Annotated in this window: 21 protein-coding genes; 2 read left to right on the top strand and 19 right to left on the bottom strand. The window is 54.3% G+C overall.

Going from position 1 to position 23,580, the window contains the following annotated elements; translation table 11 throughout:
- Positions 1-5: 5 nt before the first annotated feature.
- The 5 genes from menH to HV345_RS08040 form a co-directional block, all read right to left on the bottom strand.
- Positions 6-764: a 2-succinyl-6-hydroxy-2,4-cyclohexadiene-1-carboxylate synthase gene (menH, locus tag HV345_RS08060; RefSeq protein ID WP_181636470.1), complete on the bottom strand. Its 759-nt coding sequence runs from the start codon at positions 762-764 to the stop codon at positions 6-8.
- A complete protein-coding gene (gene menD / locus HV345_RS08055) occupies positions 761-2,431 on the bottom strand; it encodes a 2-succinyl-5-enolpyruvyl-6-hydroxy-3-cyclohexene-1-carboxylic-acid synthase (RefSeq protein WP_181636469.1) in 1,671 nt (556 codons plus the stop codon). The genes menH and menD overlap by 4 nt, the downstream gene beginning before the upstream one ends.
- A gap of 84 nt (positions 2,432-2,515) precedes the next feature.
- The gene (gene menF / locus HV345_RS08050) at positions 2,516-3,814 is read right to left on the bottom strand and encodes an isochorismate synthase MenF (protein WP_181636468.1); all 1,299 of its coding nucleotides are present in this window, start codon (positions 3,812-3,814) and stop codon (positions 2,516-2,518) included.
- Positions 3,815-3,918: 104 nt separating this feature from the next.
- Positions 3,919-4,224, bottom strand: a complete 306-nt coding sequence (gene elaB / locus HV345_RS08045; protein WP_003027683.1) for a stress response protein ElaB — start codon at positions 4,222-4,224, stop codon at positions 3,919-3,921.
- A 63-nt stretch (positions 4,225-4,287) separates the two neighbouring features.
- Positions 4,288-4,749 (bottom strand): GNAT family N-acetyltransferase, encoded by a 462-nt coding sequence (locus tag HV345_RS08040; RefSeq protein ID WP_016153827.1) that lies wholly within the window; start codon positions 4,747-4,749, stop codon positions 4,288-4,290.
- A gap of 67 nt (positions 4,750-4,816) precedes the next feature.
- Here HV345_RS08040 and rbn point away from each other — a divergent pair, with 67 nt between their 5' ends.
- Both rbn and HV345_RS08030 read left to right on the top strand, forming a co-directional pair.
- Positions 4,817-5,734: a ribonuclease BN gene (gene rbn / locus HV345_RS08035; RefSeq protein ID WP_016157040.1), complete on the top strand. Its 918-nt coding sequence runs from the start codon at positions 4,817-4,819 to the stop codon at positions 5,732-5,734.
- A 64-nt stretch (positions 5,735-5,798) separates the two neighbouring features.
- On the top strand, positions 5,799-6,803 hold the full coding sequence (locus tag HV345_RS08030) for a chemotaxis protein (RefSeq protein ID WP_181636467.1): 1,005 nt from the start codon (positions 5,799-5,801) through the stop codon (positions 6,801-6,803).
- Between the two features lie 92 nt (positions 6,804-6,895).
- On the opposite strand, the gene nuoN is transcribed toward HV345_RS08030, so the two are convergent.
- The 14 genes from nuoN to lrhA all read right to left on the bottom strand — a co-directional run bounded on the left by nuoN (position 6,896) and on the right by lrhA (position 23,419).
- A complete protein-coding gene (gene nuoN, locus HV345_RS08025; RefSeq protein ID WP_016153830.1) occupies positions 6,896-8,353 on the bottom strand; it encodes an NADH-quinone oxidoreductase subunit NuoN in 1,458 nt (485 codons plus the stop codon).
- Positions 8,354-8,359: 6 nt separating this feature from the next.
- Complete coding sequence (gene nuoM, locus HV345_RS08020) at positions 8,360-9,889, bottom strand: NADH-quinone oxidoreductase subunit M (RefSeq protein ID WP_181636466.1); 1,530 nt, start codon at positions 9,887-9,889, stop codon at positions 8,360-8,362.
- A gap of 76 nt (positions 9,890-9,965) precedes the next feature.
- Entirely contained in the window at positions 9,966-11,807 is a 1,842-nt protein-coding gene (gene nuoL, locus HV345_RS08015; protein WP_016153832.1) for an NADH-quinone oxidoreductase subunit L, read from the bottom strand.
- Positions 11,804-12,106, bottom strand: coding sequence for an NADH-quinone oxidoreductase subunit NuoK (gene nuoK / locus HV345_RS08010; RefSeq protein ID WP_006683663.1), 303 nt, complete (start codon positions 12,104-12,106; stop codon positions 11,804-11,806). The genes nuoL and nuoK overlap by 4 nt, the downstream gene beginning before the upstream one ends.
- Positions 12,103-12,657, bottom strand: coding sequence for an NADH-quinone oxidoreductase subunit J (nuoJ, locus tag HV345_RS08005; RefSeq protein WP_016153833.1), 555 nt, complete (start codon positions 12,655-12,657; stop codon positions 12,103-12,105). The genes nuoK and nuoJ overlap by 4 nt, the downstream gene beginning before the upstream one ends.
- Positions 12,658-12,668: 11 nt before the next feature.
- Positions 12,669-13,211, bottom strand: coding sequence for an NADH-quinone oxidoreductase subunit NuoI (nuoI, locus tag HV345_RS08000; protein ID WP_003028062.1), 543 nt, complete (start codon positions 13,209-13,211; stop codon positions 12,669-12,671).
- Between the two features lie 14 nt (positions 13,212-13,225).
- On the bottom strand, positions 13,226-14,203 hold the full coding sequence (gene nuoH, locus HV345_RS07995; RefSeq protein ID WP_016153834.1) for an NADH-quinone oxidoreductase subunit NuoH: 978 nt from the start codon (positions 14,201-14,203) through the stop codon (positions 13,226-13,228).
- On the bottom strand, positions 14,200-16,926 hold the full coding sequence (gene nuoG, locus HV345_RS07990) for an NADH-quinone oxidoreductase subunit NuoG (RefSeq protein WP_181636465.1): 2,727 nt from the start codon (positions 16,924-16,926) through the stop codon (positions 14,200-14,202). The genes nuoH and nuoG overlap by 4 nt, the downstream gene beginning before the upstream one ends.
- Before the next feature lie 80 nt (positions 16,927-17,006).
- The gene (nuoF, locus tag HV345_RS07985; protein ID WP_016153836.1) at positions 17,007-18,344 is read right to left on the bottom strand and encodes an NADH-quinone oxidoreductase subunit NuoF; all 1,338 of its coding nucleotides are present in this window, start codon (positions 18,342-18,344) and stop codon (positions 17,007-17,009) included.
- Positions 18,341-18,841 carry an NADH-quinone oxidoreductase subunit NuoE gene (gene nuoE, locus HV345_RS07980; RefSeq protein WP_181636464.1) on the bottom strand — a complete coding sequence of 167 codons (501 nt, stop codon included), beginning with the start codon at positions 18,839-18,841 and terminating at the stop codon, positions 18,341-18,343. The genes nuoF and nuoE overlap by 4 nt, the downstream gene beginning before the upstream one ends.
- A gap of 2 nt (positions 18,842-18,843) precedes the next feature.
- The gene (gene nuoC / locus HV345_RS07975) at positions 18,844-20,646 is read right to left on the bottom strand and encodes an NADH-quinone oxidoreductase subunit C/D (protein WP_016153837.1); all 1,803 of its coding nucleotides are present in this window, start codon (positions 20,644-20,646) and stop codon (positions 18,844-18,846) included.
- An 85-nt stretch (positions 20,647-20,731) separates the two neighbouring features.
- Positions 20,732-21,394 (bottom strand): NADH-quinone oxidoreductase subunit NuoB, encoded by a 663-nt coding sequence (gene nuoB, locus HV345_RS07970; protein ID WP_003028075.1) that lies wholly within the window; start codon positions 21,392-21,394, stop codon positions 20,732-20,734.
- 15 nt (positions 21,395-21,409) lie between these two features.
- On the bottom strand, positions 21,410-21,853 hold the full coding sequence (gene nuoA / locus HV345_RS07965; protein ID WP_003028077.1) for an NADH-quinone oxidoreductase subunit NuoA: 444 nt from the start codon (positions 21,851-21,853) through the stop codon (positions 21,410-21,412).
- A 627-nt stretch (positions 21,854-22,480) separates the two neighbouring features.
- Positions 22,481-23,419: a transcriptional regulator LrhA gene (lrhA, locus tag HV345_RS07960; protein WP_181636463.1), complete on the bottom strand. Its 939-nt coding sequence runs from the start codon at positions 23,417-23,419 to the stop codon at positions 22,481-22,483.
- Positions 23,420-23,580 lie beyond the last annotated feature (161 nt).

The raw sequence follows: 23,580 nt of genomic DNA, 5'->3' as shown, positions 1-23,580 counted from the left end.
TATAGTCAGCGATGCAGAATCTGAGCCAGACAGTCCACCACGCCAGCGGGATTGTCCCGATGCGCGTTGTGTCCGGCATTACGAATCACATGGCTTGGTACGGATATTTCCGCCGCCAGGGCGCGGAATTTATCGTCACGTTCACCACATAAATAATAAAACGGAAATGTGCGCGTAGTGAGTTGCGCACGTAAATCAGGTTGTACGGCTAGCGAGGTGGCCTCCAGCATCGCTGCCAGCGTATGCCCGTTATTCTGGCTACGCAGTGCGACCAGCGCTTCTCTTTGCGCCGCATTCAGCGAGGAAAAAACCGGCTGTTGATACCAGTCAATAAACACCTCGCACAACGGCTCAGCACGAAAACGCGCAGCCCAGCGACCATCAGAGATGCGACGCTGAACGCGCGCCTCCTCACTTTGCAAGCCTGGATGTCCACCTTCAACCACCAGACCGCACAGTCCTGGCATCTCCTGACAAGCCGCCATCATCGCAACTCTGCCGCCAAGAGAGTAACCTACCAACCAGTATTTAAGTATGTTGTAACTAAGCAACGTGTTACGCAGCAAAGCGCTTACGTCGTCGAATCCGCTCACGCTGATGTCAGCGGAGCCACCGTGTCCCGGCAGGTCGATATACAGCCGCGAATAATTCTTAAACGCTTCGCCAACCGTCTGCCATTCCCGACAATCACCGGAAAAACCGTGCAGGAAAACCAGCCAGGGAAATCCCGTCTGACCCACTTTCGCCTGCGCGTGCAGGATCATAGATGGCTTACCTGTGCCAGCAGTTGCTGCAGGGTTTGCGCCCCATCAGTTTCGTTTACCACCAGCTCAATCACCGTTGACGCCGGAGTACGCCAGGCGTTAGTCAGCGCGCTCTCCAGTTGCTCCCAGTTTTCCGGGCGCTGGTATTTAAGGTTAAACATGGCGGCAGCATGCTCAAAATGCACGTTCTGCGGCATCAGGTAGAACCGTTCGCGTTCGCTTGCTGGCGTCGGCAACAGGGAAAAAATTTGCCCGCCGTTATTATTGACCACTATCAGGACAAACGGCGCGGAAACCTGGCGCAATAACGCCAGCGCATTGAGGTCATACAGCGCAGATAAATCGCCGACGATAGCCAGCGTCGATTTCGCGCTGGCGCGCTGTACGCCTGCTGCCGTTGACAGCAGGCCGTCAATGCCGCTCGCGCCACGGTTGCTATAGACCGGGTAACCCGCCGGAAGCTGCGACAGCGCATCAATCAGGCGCACCACCAGACTGTTGCCCACGAACAGTTGCCCCTGCTCCGGCAAGTATTCGCGGATACGGTGGGCTAATTGCGCTTCACCAAACGCGTCGCGACGGGCTTCTACCGCCTGCCAGGCCAGTTGCGCCAGGCGTGGGATCTCCACGCACCAGGGCTGACGTTTCTCCGCCGGATGCAACTCCAGCCAGTCGCCAACCGTCGCTACCAGTCTGCGCCCACGATGGTGAGCCGGATCGAGGCGGCCTTCGATATTATCGACAATCCAGTATTCCTGCGGATCACAGCTGGCCTGCCATTGCAGGAGCCGTTTTCCGGTCAGGCTACTGCCAAGCTGCACCACAATCTGCGCCTGCTGTAATTCAGTGACCGCTTTCGCATTCCCCAGCCACAGATCGGCGCACGGCAAAGGTTGTCCGGTTTGCGACAGAACATCGCCAATCAGCGGCCAGCCTAGCATCTGCGCCCACTGCGCAACCTTTTTGCCCTCTTCCGCGCTCATGCGGCCTGCAACAACAACGCCGCGTTTTTGTCGCCAGAAAAACCAGTCACGCTGTTTGTCGCTTTCCAGCCGACGCGACTCACGCAGCCAGGGTTTATCATCCTGCCACCAGTCGCCAAGGCGCTGCTGCCAGTCAATCCCCGTTTCGTCCATGTCGCCATACAGCGGTTCCGCAAATGGGCAATTGATATGAACCGCCCCGCTATGCAGCGCAGCTAAGGCGTTATCAATGGTGGATACCAGCCAACTAGCCGGAATGTTCTGAGTCGGGCGCGGTAAAGAGAGCGTTTGCGATGGATGCGAGGCAAACATTCCGGCCTGACGAATCGCCTGGTTAGCGCCGCAGTCGATAAGCTCAGGAGGTCTGTCAGCCGTGAGTAGAATCAGCTTTTCACCGGTCAGGCCCGCTTCAATCAACGCGGGATACAAATTTGCCACCGCCGTACCGGACGTCACAATCACAGCGACAGGCTGCCGGCTGACTTTTGCCAGACCTAAGGCCAGATGCCCAAGGCCACGCTCATCAAAATGAGTATGGTGAATAAAAGCGGGGTTTTCCGCAGCCGCCAGAGTCAACGGTGTAGAACGAGAGCCAGGGGCAATGCAGACATGCCTGACGCCGTGGCGAGTGAGTGCTTCCAGAATGACCGCCGCCCAGCGTCGGTTAAATGCGCTTACTGACATGAGATTGTCCGGTATCAATATTGCGACACAGTATAAAGAATCGAATAAATGGATTTTTGATATGAGTCGGTAATATACAACTCATTACCCTTCCATCTGTAATAAAGTGCGCAGTCCTGCCGCTTTATTGTCTATTTCTTGCCATTCCTGTTCAGGATCTGAACCACGCACGATCCCTGCCCCAGCATACAGGCGTATCACATTTTCACTAATTTTCGCCGACCGTAATGACACGCAAAACTCGCTTTGGCGCAGAGAAAGGTAACCCGCAGAACCGGCATACCACTCGCGTTCAAACGGTTCATTTTGTTGGATAAATTCACGCGCCAGCTCACGCGGAATACCTGCGACTGCCGCCGTGGGCTGGAGTTGCATCAGACAAAGCGTATCATCAGCCTGATTCAGTTCCGTCCAGATACAGCGGCGCAGGTGCTGCACTTTGCGCAGTCTAAGCACCTGCGGCGGCAGCACATCAAGAGTTTGCGTACAGCCTTGCAGACGCTGGCAAATATCTTCGACCACCAGCATATTCTCGCGCTGGTTTTTATCATCTTTCATTAGCCATTCCCCCAACTGCCAGGCCCGATGATCCTCAGGGTGGTTGGCAACGGTTCCCGCCAGCGCCTCGGTGCGCAGCGCCGTGTCACGCCGCCGATACAGCCGTTCAGGGGAAGAACCAAGAAACGCACACTTTGCGGAGAACGCCATAAAGAAATGGTAGCAGTTCAGGTTTAGACGACGACTGGAAGCCATCACGGCCGCGGCGTTAACCGACTGAGAAAACTGTAAATCGGTCGCCCGCGCCAGCACGACCTTATCGAGCTGTTCCCCATTGATCGTTTGCGTGGCGAGTTTTATCAGGTCTGTCCAGCCAGTTTTATCCGGCCAGTTCTGTTCTCCCGTCAAACGCAGACGCAATGCGGGCAGCGGCTTTACGTTGGCGAGCGATGAGATAAACGCCACCGCCTTCGCGGCGTCTTCACGCAGCGACACGTCGCTAAAAAGATGTAAGCGTAAGCTCGCCACCCCAGCGCAACGTCGCCACTCCAGCCGTGGCAATAACAAATGGCCGCGCTGAGGCTCAAAGGCATTCAGGCCCCAGATACGCAGGTCAGGATTATCATTCTGCTGATGTAAAAAATGCTGAGCTAATTCGAGCGAGGAAAATGTAGCAACAGCGCCCAGTACGGCGGCTTCTTCATCGCCATTACGCTGTTGCCAGTAAAACTGGGGCCAGACGGGTTGACTGGCCAGCCATCCTAAAGCGTCAAACGCATCATTCAGTGGGAAAGGGATATCGTAAATACGAATTCCAGGTGCTGCTGGTATCTCTTGCGACAAATGACGCATCAGACTTTCCAGCGCAGTAGTGATTGAATGCACGCGGACCTCTCCCTGTTAAAAACCTCACATTATACGGGGTACTGAGCAGAAAAAGCAGTACCCCCAGTTAGGGAGTACGTACAAATGCGCTGACGGAATGGAATTTATCGCCGTGCTAACAATAATCCCATCACTAAACCGACCGTGGCACCAACGCCGATTCCGCGCCAGGGTTTTTCATGCACATAATCATCCGCCCGGCAAACGGCTTTCTTCGCGCGGTAATAGTAGCTGTCAGAGGCGTGGCTGACGCGATTTCTCACCTCTTCTAACGCCCGCTCTGCCCGCGCTTTTAACTCAAGGTATTTTTGATCGGCTGGATCGCCGGAAGAACGCAGCACCTCCTCCAGCGTTTCACTCAATAATTCCAGATCATCATCGATACGTGATTCATAAGAATGAAAAGACATTTTATTCTCCCTTTCTATTGACGTACCCGCTAACTATAGACAATCAGGCGTGTTTGCGCCTGTTTACGCCTGATGTGCTTCCCGCGCCATTCCGACGTGTGGAATACCGTCTTCGTCATAAATATCCGTGACCGGCACAAAGCCAAAGCGCGCATAGAATGATTGCAAATGTGCCTGCGCCCCCAGATACAGCGCCTTGTGCGGCCAATGCTGCGTACAGGAGGCCAACGTCTGAGTCATTAGCTGTTGCCCCAATTTTTCACCCCGCAGCGCTTCGCTTACAATCACCCGACCAATGACGACCGGCTCAAGTTCATCATCGCTTTTCAGAATCCTCGCATACGCCACCAGTTCATCGTTATGCCAACCCAGAATGTGCCGGTTTTCACCACTCAGGTCATCACCATCCACATCCTGATACGGACACCGTTGCTCAACAACAAATACCGCACAGCGAAGCTCAAGAATGGCGTACAGCTGCTGTGTATTGAGCTTTGCATGATGGAGATCTTGCCAGTGAATCATAGTCTGCCCCTTTGTTGTGATAACCTGAACACCCTGCCTTATTGATGGCGAAAAGTGTAACGCGAAGATGGAATTACTATTTTTAGGCACGTCTGCGGGAGTCCCCACGCGCTCACGCAATGTAACGGCAATTTTACTGAATCTGCAACACCCGACTCAGGCGGGGCTGTGGCTTTTCGATTGTGGTGAAGGAACGCAGCATCAGATGCTGACCACGCCATTTAACCCTGGAAAACTCGAACGTATTTTTATCAGCCATCTACACGGCGATCACCTGTTTGGTTTACCGGGGCTGCTGTGCAGTCGCTCAATGGCCGGGAACGTCCAGCCACTGACGCTTTACGGACCAAAGGGATTGCGAGAGTTTACCGAAACGGCTTTGCGTCTGAGCGGCTCCTGGACCGATTATCCGCTGGATATTGTCGAAATCACCGCGGGTGAAATTGTTGATGACGGCCTGCGTAAAGTAACGGCGTACCCGCTGGAGCATCCGCTGGAGTGCTACGGTTTTCGTGTTGAAGAGCACGACAAACCGGGGGCACTTGACGCCAGCGCCTTGAAGGCGGCTGGTGTTAAAGCGGGCCCGTGGTTCCAGGATTTGAAAGCCGGGAAAACCATCGTGCTGGAGGATGGTCGAGCGATTAACGGCGCCGATTTTCTCGGCCCTGCCACCAGAGGAAAATCTGTGGCTATTTTCGGCGACACAGGACCTTGCGCGTCCGCCATTGAACTGGCACGCGGTGTGGATGTGATGGTACATGAAACCACACTGGACTCCTCAATGGAGGAAAAAGCCAACAGCCGCGGTCACAGCTCGACCCGACAAGCCGCCCAGCTGGCGCTTGAGGCCGGAGTGGGACGCCTGATCATGACCCACGTTAGCTCACGCTACGATGAAAAAGGCTGTCAGCGGTTACTCGAAGAGTGCAAAGCGATATTTCCAGACACTGAACTGGCTCACGATTTCGCCATTTTCACCGTTTAATGCTCCATTTTTCCGCCTCAGTGCCGATAACAGTGGAAAGGCTGGCTTTCACACTGAGGACAGGATGAACAATTTCCAGAAAGATATTGATGACAGGACAAACCTAACCCTGTCTAACCGTTTTGAACTGCTGCTGTTTCGCCTTGGCAAATCCGTCGAGGAGCAGAAATCAGAATTGTTTGGCATCAACGTATTCAAACTGCGTGAAATCGTACCGATGCCGACCTTTACGCGTCCCGCAGGTATGAAAGCCCCGTTGCTGGGTATGGTTAACATTCGCGATCAGGTGATCCCGGTGATTGATCTGCCTGCCGTCGCGGGCTGTAAGCCAGAGACCGGACTCAACATCCTGTTGATCACGGAATATGCCCGCAGCGTTCAGGCGTTTGCGGTGGAGTCGGTAGAAAACATTATGCGTCTGGACTGGCAACAGGTGCATACCGCCGAGAAAGCCGTCAATGGTCGCTACATTACCAGTATCGCCTGTCTGGACGACAACAAAGAGACTAACAATCTGGCGCTGGTGCTCGATGTCGAACAGATCCTGTACGACATCGTACCGTCGAACCACGACCTGCGCGCAACAGAGCTGAAAACCAATAAGTTCAACATTACGCCGGGTGCGGTGGCGATTGTGGCTGATGATTCCAAAGTGGCTCGCGCGATGCTGGAAAAAGGGCTTAACGCCATGGAGATCCCACACTTGATGCATGTGACGGGCCAGGATGCGTGGGAAAAGATACAACAGCTATCTGAAGAAGCAGAATCGGAAGGTAAACCAATCAGCGAGAAGATTGCGCTGGTGCTCACCGATCTGGAAATGCCGGAGATGGACGGTTTTACGCTTACCCGTAAGATAAAAACCGACGAACGCCTGAAGAAGATCCCGGTCGTTATCCACTCCTCACTTTCCGGTAGCGCCAATGAAGATCACGTACGCCGAGTGAAAGCAGATGGTTACGTGGCCAAATTCGAAGTCAATGAGCTGTCTTCAGTCATTCAGGAAGTGATGGATCGCACAGCGAAAGGCATCAGCGGCCCGCTGGTGAGCCGTCAACTTTCGGCCTGACACCCCAGCAACTTGAAGTATGACGAGTATAGACAGGTAAAAAAAAGAGTCTGGACATTGTCCAGACTCTTTTTCGATCACAGCATGATGAATTACATCAGCGGAGCCGCTAACTGCACGATGCTGATTAACGGTTGCGGGTAGATACCCAGCACCAGTACCAGTAGAGCAGAAATCAGCACCACGATACCGCCCGCGCTGTACTGCCAGTTGGACGGCGCATCGCGATTCAGTTGCTGCGGTGCGCTCAGATACAGGCTCACGGCAACGCGCAGGTAGTAGTACAAACCAATCGCGGAACCCACCACCACAGCGGCAACCAGCCACCACAGATTAGCCTGCACACCCACCGCCAGTACGTAGAACTTACCGATAAAGCCCAGCGTCATCGGAATACCCGCCAGAGACAGCATCATCACCGTCATCACCGCCGCGAGGATTGGACGATGCCAGAACAGACCACGGTAGGAGAACAGAGAGTCTGCATCCGGACCGCGGTACGGGCTGGACATCAGGCTGACCACACCGAACGCACCGAGGCTGCTGAACAGATAACCGGCCAGGTAAACGCCAACCGCTTCCATCGACATCTCGCCGCTCTGCAGGGCAATCAGCGCCACCAGCAGGTAACCAAGGTGAGAGATAGAAGAGTAACCAAGCAGACGTTTGATGTTGGTCTGGCTCAGCGCCATCAGGTTACCGAAGATAATGGAAGCAAAGGCAATCACACCCAGCACGATCCGTACCGCTTCGCTATCACCTACCGGTGCGTACAGGAACAGACGCATCACCACGCCGAAGATAGCGATTTTGCTCGCCGTCGCCAGGAAGGTGGAAACCGGAGCCGGAGCGCCCTGGTATACGTCTGGCGTCCACAGGTGGAATGGAACCAGCGAGAGTTTAAAGCCGAGGCCAACAATCATCAGACCGAAGCCCGCCAGCAGCAGCGGTTCTTGCAGCATACCGTCGCCAAGGCTCTTACCGAGCGCAACAAACGACAGGTTGCCAGACTGCGCGTATACCAGCGCCATACCAAACAGCAGGAAGGAAGACGCTGCGGCAGACAGAATGGTGTATTTGATACTGGCTTCCAGCGAACGTTTCTGACGGAACGCATAGCCAACCAGACCAAACAGCGGCAGAGAGATAAGCTCAATACCAAGGAACAGCGCCGCCAGATGGTTAGCGTTAGCCAGCAGAATACCGCCGAGCGCGGCAATCAGCACCAGCAGATAGAACTCTTCCCGGTTGTCGTCGTAGCCTTCCAGCCACGGGTAAGCGAAGGTACAGGTGGCAAGACTAGCCAGCAGCACCAGCCCGGTGTAGAGCATGGCGAAACCGTCAACCCGCATCAGCGGGGTGACGTCCATAGCGCCCGCCTGGCCAACAAACCAGAGCGAAACCAGTGCGGCGTTAAGCCCAATGACCGACAGCGTGGCATTGAGGAAGTGATTGCGTCGCCACGCAATGGAGAGCATCACAACCACCACCGTCAAGCCGACGATCAGCAGCGGTAGCAGCGCAATCAGGTGTTGTGGAGTTATTGTCATGGCGATTTACGGCCTTGTAGTAGTAACGGAATTAACAAACCACTGCTGGATGTTGCTCATCGCAGAATGCGAGGTATCCAGAATCGGCTGCGGATAGAAGCCAAGCAGTACCAGAAGCACGACCAGCAACAGGATGATAAACAGCTCACGCAGCGACATCCCTGGCAGTTCAACACTGGCAATCTGGCTCTTCGCCTTACCAAAGTAAGCGCGATGCAGCATCGCCAGCGAGTAAACAGAAGCAAACACCAGACCAAATGTCGAGATCACGGTAATAACCGGAACCACCTGGTAGCTGCCGAACAGAATCATAAATTCGCCAACGAAGTTACCTGTACCCGGCATACCCAGCGTACACACTGCGAAGAACATTGACAGCGCAGGCAACCATTTCATTTTGCCCCACAGGCCGCCCATCATACGCATATCACGCGTGTGTAGACGTTCGTACAGCTGACCACACAGGATGAACAGACCGGCTGCGGACAGGCCGTGCGCGATCATCTGAATCACCGCACCCTGGTATGCCAGCTGGCTGCCGGTGTAGATAGCAATCAGTACGAAGCCCATGTGGGATACGGAGGTGTAAGCAATCAGACGTTTGATGTCGTACTGATTAAAGGCCATCCACGCGCCGTAGAAGATGCCGATGACGCCAAGCCACATTGCGATAGGTGCAAACTCCGCTGACGCATTCGGGAACAGCGGCAGGGAGAAGCGCAGCAGACCGTAGGCTGCGGTTTTCAGCAAGATACCTGCCAGGTCAACGGAACCTGCGGTCGGTGCCTGGGAGTGAGCATCCGGCAACCAGCCGTGCAGCGGAACCACCGGCATTTTCACCGCGAAAGCGATGAAGAAGCCCAGCATCAGCAGGTATTCCACGCCGTGGGACATCGGAGTATTCAGCAATTCTTCATAGTTGAAAGTCCACACGCCGTTCGCTTTGTAGTGCACAAACACCAGCGCCAGGATGGCAATCAACATCACCAGACCACTCGCCTGGGTATAAATGAAGAACTTGGTTGCTGCCGTGATACGCGTTTTACCGTCAGAGGCTTTATGCCCCCATAGCGCGATCAGGAAGTACATCGGCACCAGCATCATTTCCCAGAAGAAGAAGAACAGGAACATGTCGATGGCAAGGAACACGCCGATTACGCCGCCTAAGATCCACATCAGGTTCAGGTGGAAAAAGCCCTGGTATTTTTCGATTTCATTCCAGGAGCAAAGTACCGCCAGAACACCGAGCAGGCCGGTCAGCACCACCATCAGCAGCGACAGACCGTCGATAGCAAGATGAATCGAGATGCCAAAGCGTGGGATCCACGGCAGGACAAACTCAGACTGCCACTGCGGAATGCCAGTGGATTGCGTCAGTGAATAGCCGCCCTGCAACCAAAGTTGCAGGCCAAGCGCCAGCGTCAGTCCCATGGTAATCAGCGCGATCCAACGCGGCACCTTCACGCCAAAGCGTTCGGTCTGCCAGCACAGAAAGCCACCGATAAAGGGAATCAATATTAGCCAGGGTAGTAACATGGCGATTTTTATTCCTTTTTAAGGCCCCTAATAGAGGCCTGATTTTCAACGAATTTGGATAAAATTCACTTTACGATCAACGCAGTACCATCAACAGAGCCAGCACAACGACGGCACCGATGCTCATTGATGCTACATACCAACGCAGATAGCCGTTCTCGCTTAACAACAGGCCTTTACCTGCAAAGCGGGAAAGGATCGCCGGAATGTTCATCATTGCGTTCAGCGGATCGCGTTTCAGCAGCCATGCAACGCCCAGGAACGGCTTGACGAACACTTTGTCGTACAGCCAGTCGAAGCCCCAGGCGTTATACCACCAGGTACCCAGCAGACGGCCTGGCGCACTGTTGGCAATCGACGTCACCAGAGTACGTTTACCCAGCCACAGCCATGCAGCGATCAGAATGCCTGCAATCGCGACGATACCGGAGGTAATTTCCAGCGTCATCACGCGACCATGCTCAAGCTCGGTCGTCGCAGGCAGTACCCCCTGCAGCGGTGGCACAATCAGTGCGCCAACGAAGGTGGACAGGATCATCAGCACAATCAGCGGCAGATGATGTGTAATCCCCTTCCCTGCGTGAGCGTGAATTTGCTCTTTACCGTGGAACACGATGAAAATCATACGGAAGGTGTACAGAGAGGTCATGAACGCACCGACCAGACCTGCAACCATCAGATTAATATGACCGTTCGCCATCGCACCGGCCAGAATCTCATCCTTACTGAAGAAGCCTGCGGTAATCAGCGGCAGAGCCGACAGCGCCGCGCCACCGATCAGGAAGCAGAGATACACCAGCGGAATAGACTTACGCAGACCGCCCATCTTGAAGATGTTCTGTTCGTGGTGACAGGCCAGGATAACCGAGCCAGATGCCAGGAACAGCAGCGCTTTAAAGAAGGCGTGCGTCATCAGGTGGAAAATCGCCGCGTCCCACGCCTGAACCCCGAGAGCCAGGAACATATAACCAATCTGGCTCATGGTGGAGTACGCGAGAACGCGTTTAATGTCGGTCTGTACCAGCGCGGCGAAACCAGCCAGTACCAGAGTGATAGCCCCGATAATCCCCACCAGATGCAGGATTTCCGGCGTCATCAGGAACAAGCCGTGAGTACGTGCAATCAGGTAGACACCGGCGGTAACCATCGTCGCGGCGTGGATCAGCGCGGAGACAGGCGTCGGACCTGCCATCGCGTCAGCAAGCCATGTCTGCAACGGCAGCTGCGCGGATTTACCCACCGCACCGCCCAGCAGCATCAGGGTTGCCCACATCAGCATGTTGTTACCATCTGCAAAGTGAGCAGGTGCCAGTTCCACCATTTCGCGGAAGTTCAGCGTGCCCAGCTCGTTGTAGAGGATAAACAATGCGAAGGCGAGGAACACATCACCCACACGGGTCACGACGAAGGCTTTCATTGCCGCAGCGCCATTCTTCGGATCGGTGTAATAGAAACCGATCAGCAGATAGGAGCACAGGCCCACGCCTTCCCAGCCGAGGTACATCAGCAGCAGGTTATCCGCCAGTACCAGAACCACCATGCTGGCGATAAACAGGTTGGTGTAGGCGAAGAAACGGGAGTATCCCTCTTCACCGCGCATATACCAGGAGGCGAACATGTGAATCAGGAAACCCACACCGGTCACCACACTGAGCATGGTCAGCGACAGGCCGTCCAGCACCAGGTTAAAACCGATATTGAAGTCACCGACAGACATCCACGTCCACAGCGGCTGGCTGTAGGCCTGTTGACCATTAGCAAAGAAGTCAACGCCAACAAACGCGGTCACCAGCGCCGCCAGGCCAATCGACCCGACGCCAACGGTCGCGGACAGATTTTCTGACCAACGACCGCGAGAGAACGCCAGTAATACAAAGCCAATAAATGGCAGAATAATGGTTAAGGCAAGCATGTTCATCCACGCATCTCACTTACTGAATCGATGTTCAGGTTCTGGCGACGGCGATGAAGTTGCAGCAACAGCGCAAGTCCAATGCTCGCTTCCGCAGCCGCAAGGCTGATGGCGAGAATATACATCACCTGACCATCGGTCTGGCCCCAGTAGCTTCCGGCGACCACGAAGGCCAGCGCGGAGGCGTTAATCATGATTTCCAGCCCGATCAGCATAAACAGCAGATTGCGGCGGATAACCAGACCGGTTAAGCCCAGTACGAATAAGACAGCCGCGAGGATCAGTCCATGTTGTAAGGGGATCATGCGTGCTCCTCCGTTTTTCTTTTCGCGCGGTCATCGGTGCGATTGCTCAGCACTTCACCAGAACGCTCTTCGCGCCCTACGTGGAAGGCTACAACCAGACCTGCCAGCAGCAGCATCGAAGCCAGCTCGACCGCCAGTACATACGGTCCGAACAGGGAAATACCGACAGCTTTCGCGCTAATTGGCGTCCCGTCGATGCCCTGATCGTTAACACCCAGAATGGCATAAACAATAACCGCCAGCATGATGGCCGACAGAATTGCCGGTCCAATCCACACCTGCGGTTTCAGCCACTGGCGTTCCTGTTCAATTTCAGAACCACCGAGGTTGAGCATCATGACCACGAACACGAACAACACCATGATGGCGCCCGCGTAGACGATTATTTCCAGCGCCCCCGCGAAGTAAGCACCTAACGAGAAGAACACCCCGGAAATCGCCAGCAGCGAAATAATCAGGTACAGCAGTGCGTGTACCGGATTGGTGTGGGTGATCACCCGCAAGGTTGCGAGAATGGCTATCAGGCCACAGATATAAAAAGCGAACTCCATTGCCCCTCTCCTTACGGTAACAGGCTCTTGACGTCGATAGGCTTGGCTTCGTTCTCTGCTTCGCCCTTATCTTTGCCGTCGATTGCCATACCTGCCATCCGGTAGAAGTTATATTCCGGGTATTTACCCGGACCGGAGATCAGCAGATCCTCTTTCTCGTAAACCAGGTCCTGGCGCTTGTACTCACCCAGCTCGAAATCTGGAGTTAGCTGAATAGCCGTTGTCGGACAGGCTTCTTCGCACAGGCCGCAGAAAATGCAGCGTGAGAAGTTAATGCGGAAAAACTCCGGATACCAGCGGCCGTCTTTGGTCTCTGCTTTTTGCAAAGAGATACAGCCTACCGGACACGCTACCGCACACAGGTTACAGGCAACGCAGCGCTCTTCGCCGTCCGGGTCACGGGTCAGAACGATACGACCACGAAAACGGGGCGGTAGATAGACCGGCTCTTCCGGGTACATCTGCGTTTCGCGTTTCGCGAACGCATGCAGGCCGATCATCCAGATACTGCGTACCTGGGTGCCGAAACCTACGAACAATTCTTTTAAGGTCATGGTCTTTGTGTCCCTTATTGCGCCTGCCAGAGAATGACAGCCGCCGTTACCAGCAAGTTGACGAGCGTCAGCGGCAGACAGACTTTCCAGCCGAAGGACATTACCTGGTCATAACGAGGACGCGGTAACGACGCACGAATCAAAATGAACATCATCATGAAGAACGCGGTTTTCAGCGCGAACCAGACGAATGGCGGTAAGAACGGACCATGCCAGCCACCGAAGAACAGGGTAACCATCAGTGCAGAAATGGTGACGATGCCGATGTACTCACCCACGAAGAACAGACCGAATTTCATACCGGAGTATTCAATGTGGTAACCGTCGGCCAGTTCCTGCTCGGCTTCTGGCTGGTCAAACGGGTGACGGTGACACACCGCCACGCCCGCGATGGCAAAGGTGACAAAACCAAAGAACTGCGGAATAACGTTCCAGATATCAGCCTGGTTGTTGACGATGTCGGTCATGTTAAATGAACCGGCCTGCGCCACCACGCCCATCAGGGAAAGTCCGAGGAACACTTCGTAGCTCAGCGTCTGCGCAGACGCGCGCATCGCACCGAGCAGCGAGTATTTGTTGTTACTGGACCAGCCTGCGAACAGCACCGCGTATACCGCGAGGCCTGCCATCATCAGGAAGAACAGGATCCCGATGTTCAGGTCAGCAACCACCCAGTTCGGGCTCACCGGCACGATGGCGAAAGCCAGCAGCAGCGAGGTGAAGGCGATCATCGGTGCCAGGGTAAAGATGACGCGATCCGAGAATTTCGGGATCCAGTCTTCTTTAAAGAACATCTTGATCATGTCCGCAACCAGTTGGAGCGAACCGCCCCAGCCAACACGGTTCGGTCCGTAACGGTTCTGGAACAGACCGAGCAGACGACGTTCGCCAAAGCTCATGAATGCCCCGCAGGTGACCACCACCAGCAGAATCACGACCGCTTTGAGAACGCTCAGCAGGATCTCTATCAGATCGGGTGTAATCCAACTCATTGTTGTGCCTCCTGCAGATCCTCAAGACGTGCACCAGCCAGAACCGGCGCGATGCCAGGCATACCCATTGGCAAACCAACCTGCCCTGCCGTTAATCCTTCAGCGATTTCAACCGGCAGCGTAACCGTGTTGCCATCGTAGCTAAAAGATACGCGCGTACCGGCATTAACACCCAACTTCGCGGCATCAGCCGGGTTGAGTTTGATGTACGGCTGCGGCATACGGGTCTGGAAGACAGGCGCACGCTGGGACATTTCGTCACTACCAAACAGATGATAGTAAGGCGCGACACGCCACTGACCATCCTGAGCCTGGAAGCTCGCCGGAACGGTTGTGAAGTAATCCAGACCATCTGCAGAAGCTTCGATCAGACGCACGCCCGGATCGCCATGACGCAGTTTACCGCCCACTTCATCCTGGAACTTGTTCCACGCCTGTGGGGAGTTCCAGCCCGGAGCCCAGGCAAACGGAATTTGTGAACGCGGCGCAGACGGCTGGTTGTTCCCTTCCATAGAGAAAGCGAACATGGTGTCTTTATCCTGCGGCTGGCGCGGTTCGTGGACGCTGATGTTGGCGCGCATTGCGGTACGGCCACTGTAGCGGTGCGGTTCACGTGCCAGTTTCTGTCCACGGATACGGAAGCTTGCATCCGGCGCGGCATCTTTAATACCCGCCAACTGCGGTAACTTCTCAACGACCGCGTCGATAACATGGTCGAGCTGCGTCCAGTCCACTTCACGACTCTGCACGGTACTGTGCAGCGAGTGCAGCCAGCGCCAGCTTTCCAGCATTACGGTGTTGCTGTCGTAGTAGGATGGGTCATAGACCTGGAAGAAACGCTGGGCGCGACCTTCGTTGTTAATTACCGTACCATCGCTTTCGGCGAAGCTAGCGGCGGAAAGCACCAGATGGGCGTTTTCCATAATAGCCGTGCGCTGATGGTCAACGACCAGTACCAGCGGCGCTTTCGCCAGCGCGGCGTTCACACGCGTTGCTGAAGCATGGCGATGCAGGTCATTTTCCAACACCACAACGGCGTCAGCACGACCTGTTTCCAGCTCGGTCAGCGCGTCGTCGAGGGAACCACCGCCAATCATACCCAGCCCCATACTGTTGACAGAGCGAGCAATCATGGTGATTCCGACGTCTGCGCCACGGCCTTTCAGCGCCTTCGCCACGTTGGCAGCAGCCTGAATCACGTCGGCGCTACCGGCGTTGGTACCGGAAATAATCAGTGGTTTCTTCGCCCCGGCCAGAGCCTGAACGATGACGTCAATTTTGTTCTGCAGGTCACGGTCGATACCGTCAACCGCCGGTGCGTTGTTATCCAGCGCATGGGCGATAGCGAAACCTAAACGCGCCTGATCTTCAACCGGCGCACGGTAGGTCCATGCCGCGATATCATCCAAACGGGTGTTATCGACGTTGGTAACGAACAGCGGGTGCTTGGCGCGCTGGCCGATGTTGAGGATTGCCGCAATCTGCCAGTCGGCCACTTTCTGCGCCGCCGCCATTTCACGCGCTTTACCTTTCACCGCCTGACGTACTGCCAGCGCAACGCGCGCGCCGGTTTGGGTGACATCTTCGCCCAGGATCAGAACCGCATCGTATGACTCGATTTCGCGCAGTGCCGGGGTATGAATACCGCCGTCACGCAGCACGCTCAGAGCCAGTTGCAGACGTTCCTGCTCGCCCTGGGCAATACCGGTATAGAAGTTATCCGCACCGACCAGTTCACGCAGCGCGAAGTTACTTTCAACGCTGGCACGCGGGGAGCCGATACCAATCACTTTCTTCGACTGACGCAGAATATCTGCCGCGCCCTGCATCGCCTGTTCGGCGTTCAGCGTGATCAGGTCATCGCCACGACGCTGTACCGGCTGACGCGGACGGTCTTTCAGGTTCACGTAACCATAGCCAAAACGACCACGGTCGCAGAGGAAGTAGTGGTTAACGGTACCGTTGTAGCGGTTTTCGATACGACGCAGTTCACCGTAGCGCTCGCCCGGGCTGATGTTACAACCGATAGAACACTGCTGGCAGATGCTCGGCGCAAACTGCATGTCCCATTTACGGTTATAACGCTCGGAGTGCGTTTTATCGGTGAAGACGCCGGTCGGGCAAATTTCCACCAGGTTACCGGAGAATTCGCTTTCGAGCGTACCGTCTTCCGGACGACCAAAGTAGACGTTGTCATGTGCGCCATAGACGCCCAGATCCGCACCATCGGCGTAATCTTTGTAGTAACGTACGCAGCGATAACAGGCGATGCAGCGGTTCATTTCGTGAGAGATGAACGGCCCCAGGTCCTGGTTGCGGTGAGTACGCTTCGTGAATCGGTAGCGACGGAAGCTATGACCGGTCATGACGGTCATATCCTGAAGGTGGCAGTTACCGCCCTCTTCACAGACCGGACAGTCGTGCGGGTGGTTAGTCATCAACCACTCCACTACGCTTTCGCGAAACTGCTTCGCTTCTTCGTCATCAATTGAAATAAAGGTGCCTTCGGTGGCCGGTGTCATACAAGACATCACCAGGCGACCACGCGTGTCTTCCGCGTTTTGATATTGCTTCACCGCACACTGGCGGCAAGCACCGACGCTTCCCAGCGCCGGGTGCCAGCAAAAGTACGGAATATCAAGGCCGAGAGACAGACAAGCTTCCAGCAGGTTGTCCGCTCCGTTGACCTCATATTCTTTGCCGTCTACATGAATCGTAGCCATAGTCAGCATGCTTCCAGTTGGCTCGGTCTAAAACCGAGCGTTAATCGAATTTCTGATCGCGATTCAGGGTTACCCTGCTATTACCAGCGCTCTTTCAGCAGGTTCGGCTGAATACCACCAATCTGATGGGTATTGCTGAAGGACTGCTTGATGCCAGCTTCGAATTCTTCGCGGAAATATTTAATGGCGCTCTGCAGCGGCTCCACCGCACCCGGTGCGTGTGCACAGAAGGTTTTACCCGGGCCGAGGAAACGACACAGTTGCTCAAGCGTCTCGATATCCCCAGGCTGGCCTTCGCCACGCTCCAGCGCGCGCAGAATTTTCACACTCCACGGCAGACCGTCACGGCACGGCGTACACCAGCCGCAGGACTCGCGGGCAAAGAACTCTTCGAGGTTACGCACCAGAGGAACCATGCCAATCTCGTGATCGACGGCCATTGCCAGCGCGGTGCCCAAACGGCTACCGGCTTTACCAATGCTTTCGAATTCCATCGGCAGATCGAGGTGCGCTTCAGTCAGGAAGTCAGTACCCGCGCCGCCCGGCTGCCAGGCTTTGAATTTCAGACCATCGCGCATGCCGCCCGCGTAATCTTCGAGGATCTCGCGCGCGGTAGTACCGAAAGGCAGTTCCCACAGGCCAGGGTTCTTCACGCGACCTGAGAAGCCCATCAGCTTGGTGCCCGCGTCTTTGCTCTGCGAAATGTTCTGGTACCACTCCACGCCGTTCGCGAGGATAGCCGGTACGTTACACAGGGTTTCGACGTTGTTAACGCAGGTCGGCTTACCCCAAGCGCCAGAGCTTGCCGGGAACGGCGGCTTAGAGCGTGGGTTAGCACGACGACCTTCAAGGGAGTTAATCAGTGCCGTCTCTTCACCGCAGATATAGCGCCCTGCCCCGGTGTGGACAAACAGTTCGAAGTCGAAACCGGTGCCCATGATGTTTTTGCCAAGCAAGCCGGCTTCGGTTGCTTCGGCAATCGCGCGACGCAGATGCACAGCCGCTTCGATATATTCACCACGCAGGAAGATGTAACCACGGTACGCTTTCAGCGCAAACGCGGAGATCAGCATGCCTTCCACCAGCAGGTGCGGCAGCTGTTCCATCAGCAGACGATCTTTATAGGTACCCGGCTCCATTTCATCGGCGTTACACAGCAGGTAACGGATGTTCATGGATTCGTCTTTCGGCATCAGGCTCCACTTCAGACCGGTGGAAAAGCCCGCACCGCCGCGCCCTTTCAGGCCAGCGTCTTTTACCTGATTAACGATTTCGTCCGGTGACAGCCCGGTCAGGGCCTTACGCGCACCTTCATAGCCGTTCTTGCTACGGTATTCGTCCAGCCAGACCGGCTGTTTGTCATCACGCAGACGCCAGGTCAGCGGATGCGTTTCGGGAGTACGGATAATGTCTTTCATTTATACCGCTCCAGCAGTTCGGGAATGCCTTCCGGGGTCAGGTGAGCATGAGTATCCTCATCGATCATCATGTTCGGCCCTTTATCGCAGTTCCCCAGGCAACAGGTCGGGAGCAGCGTAAAACGACCGTCAAAGGTCGTCTGCCCCGGCTTGATGTTGAGTTTTTTCTCAAGCGCAGCCTGGACCCCCTGATAGCCGTTGATATGGCACACCACGCTGTCGCAATAGCGGATCACGTGGCGACCTACCGGCTGGCGGAAGATCTGGCTATAGAACGTGGCAACACCTTCTACGTCGCTTGCCGGGATCCCCAGCACATCAGCGATCGCATAGATCGCCCCATCCGGCACCCAGCCACGCTGTTTCTGAACGATTTTCAGCGCTTCAATGGACGCCGCACGCGGGTCTTCGTAGTGGTGCTTCTCGTGCTCAATCGCTTCACGCTCAGCCGCACTCAGCTCAAAAGCCTCGGTTTGTGGTTGTTGATTCTCGTGCATAATTAGCGGTCCACATCTGACATAACAAAATCGATACTACCCAGGTGGACGATAAGGTCGGACACCAGGCTGCCACGTACCGCTACCGGGATCTGCTGCAGGTGCGCATAGCTCGGGGTACGGATACGGGTACGGTAACTCATGGTGCTGCCATCGCTGGTCAGGTAGTAACTGTTAATACCCTTGGTCGCTTCCACCATCTGGAAGGACTCGTTTGCCGGCATAACCGGTCCCCACGAAACTTGCAGGAAGTGGGTGATCAGGGTTTCGATATGTTGCAACGTGCGCTCTTTTGGCGGCGGCGTAGTCAGCGGGTGATCCGCTTTGAACGGGCCTTCCGGCATGTTGTTGAGGCACTGCTCAAGGATGCGCAGACTCTGGCGCAGCTCTTCAACTTTCAGCATCACGCGGGTATAGCAGTCGGACACGCCGCCGCCAACCGGGACTTCAAAGTCAAAGTTTTCGTAGCCAGAGTATGGGCGCGCTTTACGCACGTCAAAATCAATACCGGTCGCACGCAGCGCAGCACCGGTACAACCCCAGTCCAGCGCTTCTTTCTTACCGTAAGCGGCAACGCCCTGCGAACGGCCTTTCAGGATGGTGTTACGCAGTGCGGCTTTCTCGTAGGAATCCAGACGTTTTGGCATCCAGTCGAGGAAGTCACGCAGCAGTTTGTCCCAACCGCGCGGCAGATCGTGTGCCACACCGCCGATACGGAACCAGGCCGGGTGCATACGGAAACCGGTGATCGCTTCCACTACGTCATAGATTTTCTGACGGTCGGTAAAGGCGAAGAAGACCGGGGTCATCGCGCCGACGTCCTGGATGAACGTGGAGATGTACAGCAGGTGGCTGTTGATACGGAACAGTTCAGACAACATAACGCGAATCACGTTGACGCGATCCGGCGTGGTGATGCCAGCCAGTTTCTCAACGGCCAGTACGTAAGGCATTTCGTTGACGCAGCCGCCGAGGTACTCGATACGGTCGGTGTACGGAATGTAGCTGTGCCAGGACTGACGTTCACCCATCTTTTCAGCGCCACGGTGGTGGTAGCCGATGTCAGGCACGCAGTCGACGATTTCTTCGCCATCAAGCTGCAGCACAATACGGAACGCACCGTGAGAAGACGGGTGGTTAGGACCGAGGTTGAGGAACATGAAGTCCTCGTTTTCGGAACTACGCTTCATGCCCCATTCTTCTGGTTTGAAGGTCAGTGATTCCATTTCCAGATCCTGTTTGGCTTTGGTCAGCTCAAACGGATCGAATTCGGTCGCACGCGCCGGGTAGTCTTTACGCAGCGGATGACCTTCCCAGGTATGCGGCATCAGCAGACGCGTCAGGTGCGGGTGACCTTCGATGTCGATGCCAAACATTTCCCAGGTTTCACGCTCATACCAGTTGGCGTTCGGGAACAGTTTGGTGAACGTCGGTACGCGCAGGTCGTTTTCAGACAATGCCACCTTGAGCATGATATCGCGATTGCGTTCAATGGAGATCAGGTGATAGAAAACGGAAAAATCCGCGGCAGGTAACCCTTCGCGGTGCGTACGCAGACGTTCGTCCATGCCGTGTAAGTCAAACAGCATGACGTAAGGTTTCGGCAGTCTCTTTAAGAAATCGCCAACTTCCAGTAATTGTTCACGCTTGACCCAAACAACAGGTACCCCGGTGCGAGTCGCCTGAACGGTAAAGGCATCCGGCCCAAAACGGTTGCGCAGTTCGCCAATGACCGGGTCATCAAGGTGATCCCGTGTTTGCCATACAGCGTCTTGCGCGGTTAAGTCGGTCATATTGTTCACCATTGCAAATGGTCCGTGGTGGTCGGCAGTGCTTCGCGCTATTTATGTAGTGATAAGCGAAGGAAGTGCTGCTGCCGACAGGCGCAAATTAAATCTCGTCTGGTGTACGAAGATTCGTTACAGCAATACGTTCGCCGCGTTTACGCTCGCGTTCTGACTGCATATTGGCGCGATAAACGCCCTGATCGCCAACCACCCAGGAGAGCGGACGGCGTTCTTTGCCAATGGAATCTTGCAGCAGCATCAGAGCCTGCATATACGCTTCCGGACGCGGCGGGCATCCCGGGATGTACACATCGACCGGAATAAATTTATCAACGCCCTGCACCACAGAATAGATGTCGTACATACCGCCGGAGTTGGCGCATGCGCCCATGGAAATAACCCATTTCGGTTCCAGCATCTGATCGTAGAGACGCTGAATAACCGGCGCCATTTTGGTAAAGCAGGTTCCGGCTACGACCATCAGGTCAGCCTGACGCGGCGATGCACGCAGTACTTCCGCACCAAAACGGGCCACATCGTGCACGGCGGTAAACGAGGTCACCATCTCAACGTAGCAGCAGGAAAGGCCAAAGTTATATGGCCAAATTGAGTTTTTACGGCCCCAGTTAACCATGTCATGCAGCTTGCCCATGAACACGTTTTTGTTAACTTCTTGCTCCAGGGGGTCGGTTACGATCTCCTGTTTTTGCAGGGGGTAACGGTCGTTCTCACCGTTAGGATCTATGCGGGTGAGCGTATAATCCATCTTAATGCCTCGCGGTTAGCGTTGACGATTAGCGATACTGTTCGTTTCCGGGTTCATACGCTCGCGGCGTGAACGCGCGGGCGTCCAGTCCAGCGCGCCAATACGCACCAGATAAACCAGACCTGCCAGTAACACAAAAATAAAAATTGCAGCTTCCACAAAGCCAATCCAGCCGCTTTCACGGATAGAAGTTGACCATGCGAACAGATACAGCGCTTCAACGTCGAAGATAACGAAGAACATGGCTACCAGATAAAACTTGGCAGACAGGCGCAAGCGGGCGGTGCCGACCGAGTCGATACCTGATTCAAACGGCACGTTTTTAGATCTCGCGCGCGCGCGACCACCTAAAAACCAGCCGCCGACGAGCATCAGGCAGCACAGGCCAATGGCAACAATAAGAAAGATAGCGAATGCCCAGTGATGAGCGATGATTTCAGTGGATGTTGACATACTCATTGCTTACTCATCAAAAGTAGCGCCAAATTCTCTGCTCTTTTCGGCAGATGAACGCCACATCGATTCATGGGGAGGAATAAAAAAAACCTTACAATCACTGTGAAAAACCATTTTATACAGCTAATTGATGGGGTTTTTTACTCCTTTCTATAACCTTTTGTCAACTTTAACAAAAGTTTCCTCACATTATTTTACACCGCTCCAACTTCATTAACATAAAGTGCTATTTAGACCAATTTCGATCGCATCATCGGTCATTTTTAATGTTGTTGAATCGTGTCCGTAGTGAAGTAAAAAAGATAATACTCACCTATTTTGACAGGAATTCACCCAGATGCCTCCCCCTAAATGGGAGTATTTTCTTGATCTGTGACACGCTTTTGTTAATTCACCATAAAAAACAGCAACAATTTCTCTAGTTTTTTAACATGGAAACAATTAGTAACGCTGCTGCTTATTTTTCAGCCAAGTGTCAGACCGTTTTTTTACCTTCTGATTTTGTTAAGTTTTAGTATAGCAAATGACATAAAGCGGCAATATTTACATAAAAAAAGAGCCGCTGGATGTTTTTTCATCACCAGAGGCTCTTTTTTACACTAACATTTTAAAACGATTTTTTGTGACGGATTACTCAAAGTCGCCTTCAACAATCAGCGAGTCATCTCCCCCTTCCGGGGTAAACTGATTGTATTGCCAAGGATTTTGATACGTTTGCATCGACTTAAAGATAACTTCTGCCAACTCATTTTGCGTGGACGGATCGCAGCACAACAAATACTCAGTATCAGGCAATGGCGGTAATCCGTCGGCGGAGCCCAGTACGCGTAAATCTGGACTCATCATTTCAACAGGCCGCGCAGTGACGCCGAGCCCTGCTTTTACCGCCGCGCGAACCGCAGGTAAGGTTGAAGCAACATAAGCCAGGCGCCACGGGATCTGAGCAGCGTTTAATGTCGCCAGCACGATATCGCGAAACGGGCTCGGATCGTCCAGCAAAACCAGCGGTACCGGCTCACCTTTTTGCAGAATATATTCGGCAGCGCAGTACCAATGCGTTGGCGAGGTACGCAGATTCAGACATTCAAAATCGCCAGGACGGTTGGTAGTCACAACCAAGTCCACTTCTTGCGACTTCAGCATATCCACCATGTAGGCGTTACGCTTGACCCTCACATCCAGCGCAAGCTTCGGATAAACCGAACTTATTCGGTTGAGCAGGAAAGGCAGTATGGTATCGGCTGATTCATCAGAAGCACCGATAGTTAACACTCCCTGAAGATTATTAAACATTAATGATGAGCATGCCTCATCATTAAAGCGCAGTATTTTTCTGGCGTAACCCAACAGTTGTATACCATGTTCGGTCAGTAGTTTGTTGCGTCCATGGCGCGCGAACAACTCTTTCCCCACGAGTTGCTCAAGACGCTGCATTTGCTGACTCACCGCAGACTGAGTTCGACATACCGCAGCTGCCGCAGCCGCAAAGGTATTCAGGTCGGCAACAGCAACGAAGGTTCTCAGCAGATCGAGGTCGAGGTTAATTATCGGACGATTTGCATTTATCATAGTTTTTCACTTACTCGCGGGTCATACCGAGTTAATGCTGTGCATTTGGAATCAAACAACTCCATTTGTAATGTGCCTCCCTCGCAGTTTCGCTTAGTGTAACCAAGTGAAAATAAGGATGTATTTGGTTTAACAAACGAAACAATTCTCTTTCCTGGCTA

Origin of the sequence: Citrobacter sp. RHBSTW-00986 (assembly GCF_013783065.1) — a bacterium.
In the GTDB taxonomy this organism is placed as follows: Bacteria; Pseudomonadota; Gammaproteobacteria; order Enterobacterales; family Enterobacteriaceae; genus Citrobacter; species Citrobacter braakii.
The sequence above is the reverse complement of the archived record's forward strand: the minus strand, read 5'-3'. Positions and strand labels throughout refer to the sequence as shown.

What these genes read in the sequence shown, in the direction of transcription:
- menH (WP_181636470.1), bottom strand. Translation starts at nt 764, where the DNA reads ATGATCCTGCACGCGCAGGCGAAAGTGGGTCAGACGGGATTTCCCTGG.
- menD (WP_181636469.1), bottom strand. Translation starts at nt 2,431, where the DNA reads ATGTCAGTAAGCGCATTTAACCGACGCTGGGCGGCGGTCATTCTGGAA.
- elaB (WP_003027683.1), bottom strand. Translation starts at nt 4,224, where the DNA reads ATGTCTTTTCATTCTTATGAATCACGTATCGATGATGATCTGGAATTA.
- HV345_RS08040 (WP_016153827.1), bottom strand. Translation starts at nt 4,749, where the DNA reads ATGATTCACTGGCAAGATCTCCATCATGCAAAGCTCAATACACAGCAG.
- rbn (WP_016157040.1), top strand. Translation starts at nt 4,817, where the DNA reads ATGGAATTACTATTTTTAGGCACGTCTGCGGGAGTCCCCACGCGCTCA.
- HV345_RS08030 (WP_181636467.1), top strand. Translation starts at nt 5,799, where the DNA reads ATGAACAATTTCCAGAAAGATATTGATGACAGGACAAACCTAACCCTG.
- nuoN (WP_016153830.1), bottom strand. Translation starts at nt 8,353, where the DNA reads ATGACAATAACTCCACAACACCTGATTGCGCTGCTACCGCTGCTGATC.
- nuoM (WP_181636466.1), bottom strand. Translation starts at nt 9,889, where the DNA reads ATGTTACTACCCTGGCTAATATTGATTCCCTTTATCGGTGGCTTTCTG.
- nuoL (WP_016153832.1), bottom strand. Translation starts at nt 11,807, where the DNA reads ATGAACATGCTTGCCTTAACCATTATTCTGCCATTTATTGGCTTTGTA.
- nuoK (WP_006683663.1), bottom strand. Translation starts at nt 12,106, where the DNA reads ATGATCCCCTTACAACATGGACTGATCCTCGCGGCTGTCTTATTCGTA.
- nuoJ (WP_016153833.1), bottom strand. Translation starts at nt 12,657, where the DNA reads ATGGAGTTCGCTTTTTATATCTGTGGCCTGATAGCCATTCTCGCAACC.
- nuoI (WP_003028062.1), bottom strand. Translation starts at nt 13,211, where the DNA reads ATGACCTTAAAAGAATTGTTCGTAGGTTTCGGCACCCAGGTACGCAGT.
- nuoH (WP_016153834.1), bottom strand. Translation starts at nt 14,203, where the DNA reads ATGAGTTGGATTACACCCGATCTGATAGAGATCCTGCTGAGCGTTCTC.
- nuoG (WP_181636465.1), bottom strand. Translation starts at nt 16,926, where the DNA reads ATGGCTACGATTCATGTAGACGGCAAAGAATATGAGGTCAACGGAGCG.
- nuoF (WP_016153836.1), bottom strand. Translation starts at nt 18,344, where the DNA reads ATGAAAGACATTATCCGTACTCCCGAAACGCATCCGCTGACCTGGCGT.
- nuoE (WP_181636464.1), bottom strand. Translation starts at nt 18,841, where the DNA reads ATGCACGAGAATCAACAACCACAAACCGAGGCTTTTGAGCTGAGTGCG.
- nuoC (WP_016153837.1), bottom strand. Translation starts at nt 20,646, where the DNA reads ATGGTGAACAATATGACCGACTTAACCGCGCAAGACGCTGTATGGCAA.
- nuoB (WP_003028075.1), bottom strand. Translation starts at nt 21,394, where the DNA reads ATGGATTATACGCTCACCCGCATAGATCCTAACGGTGAGAACGACCGT.
- nuoA (WP_003028077.1), bottom strand. Translation starts at nt 21,853, where the DNA reads ATGAGTATGTCAACATCCACTGAAATCATCGCTCATCACTGGGCATTC.
- lrhA (WP_181636463.1), bottom strand. Translation starts at nt 23,419, where the DNA reads ATGATAAATGCAAATCGTCCGATAATTAACCTCGACCTCGATCTGCTG.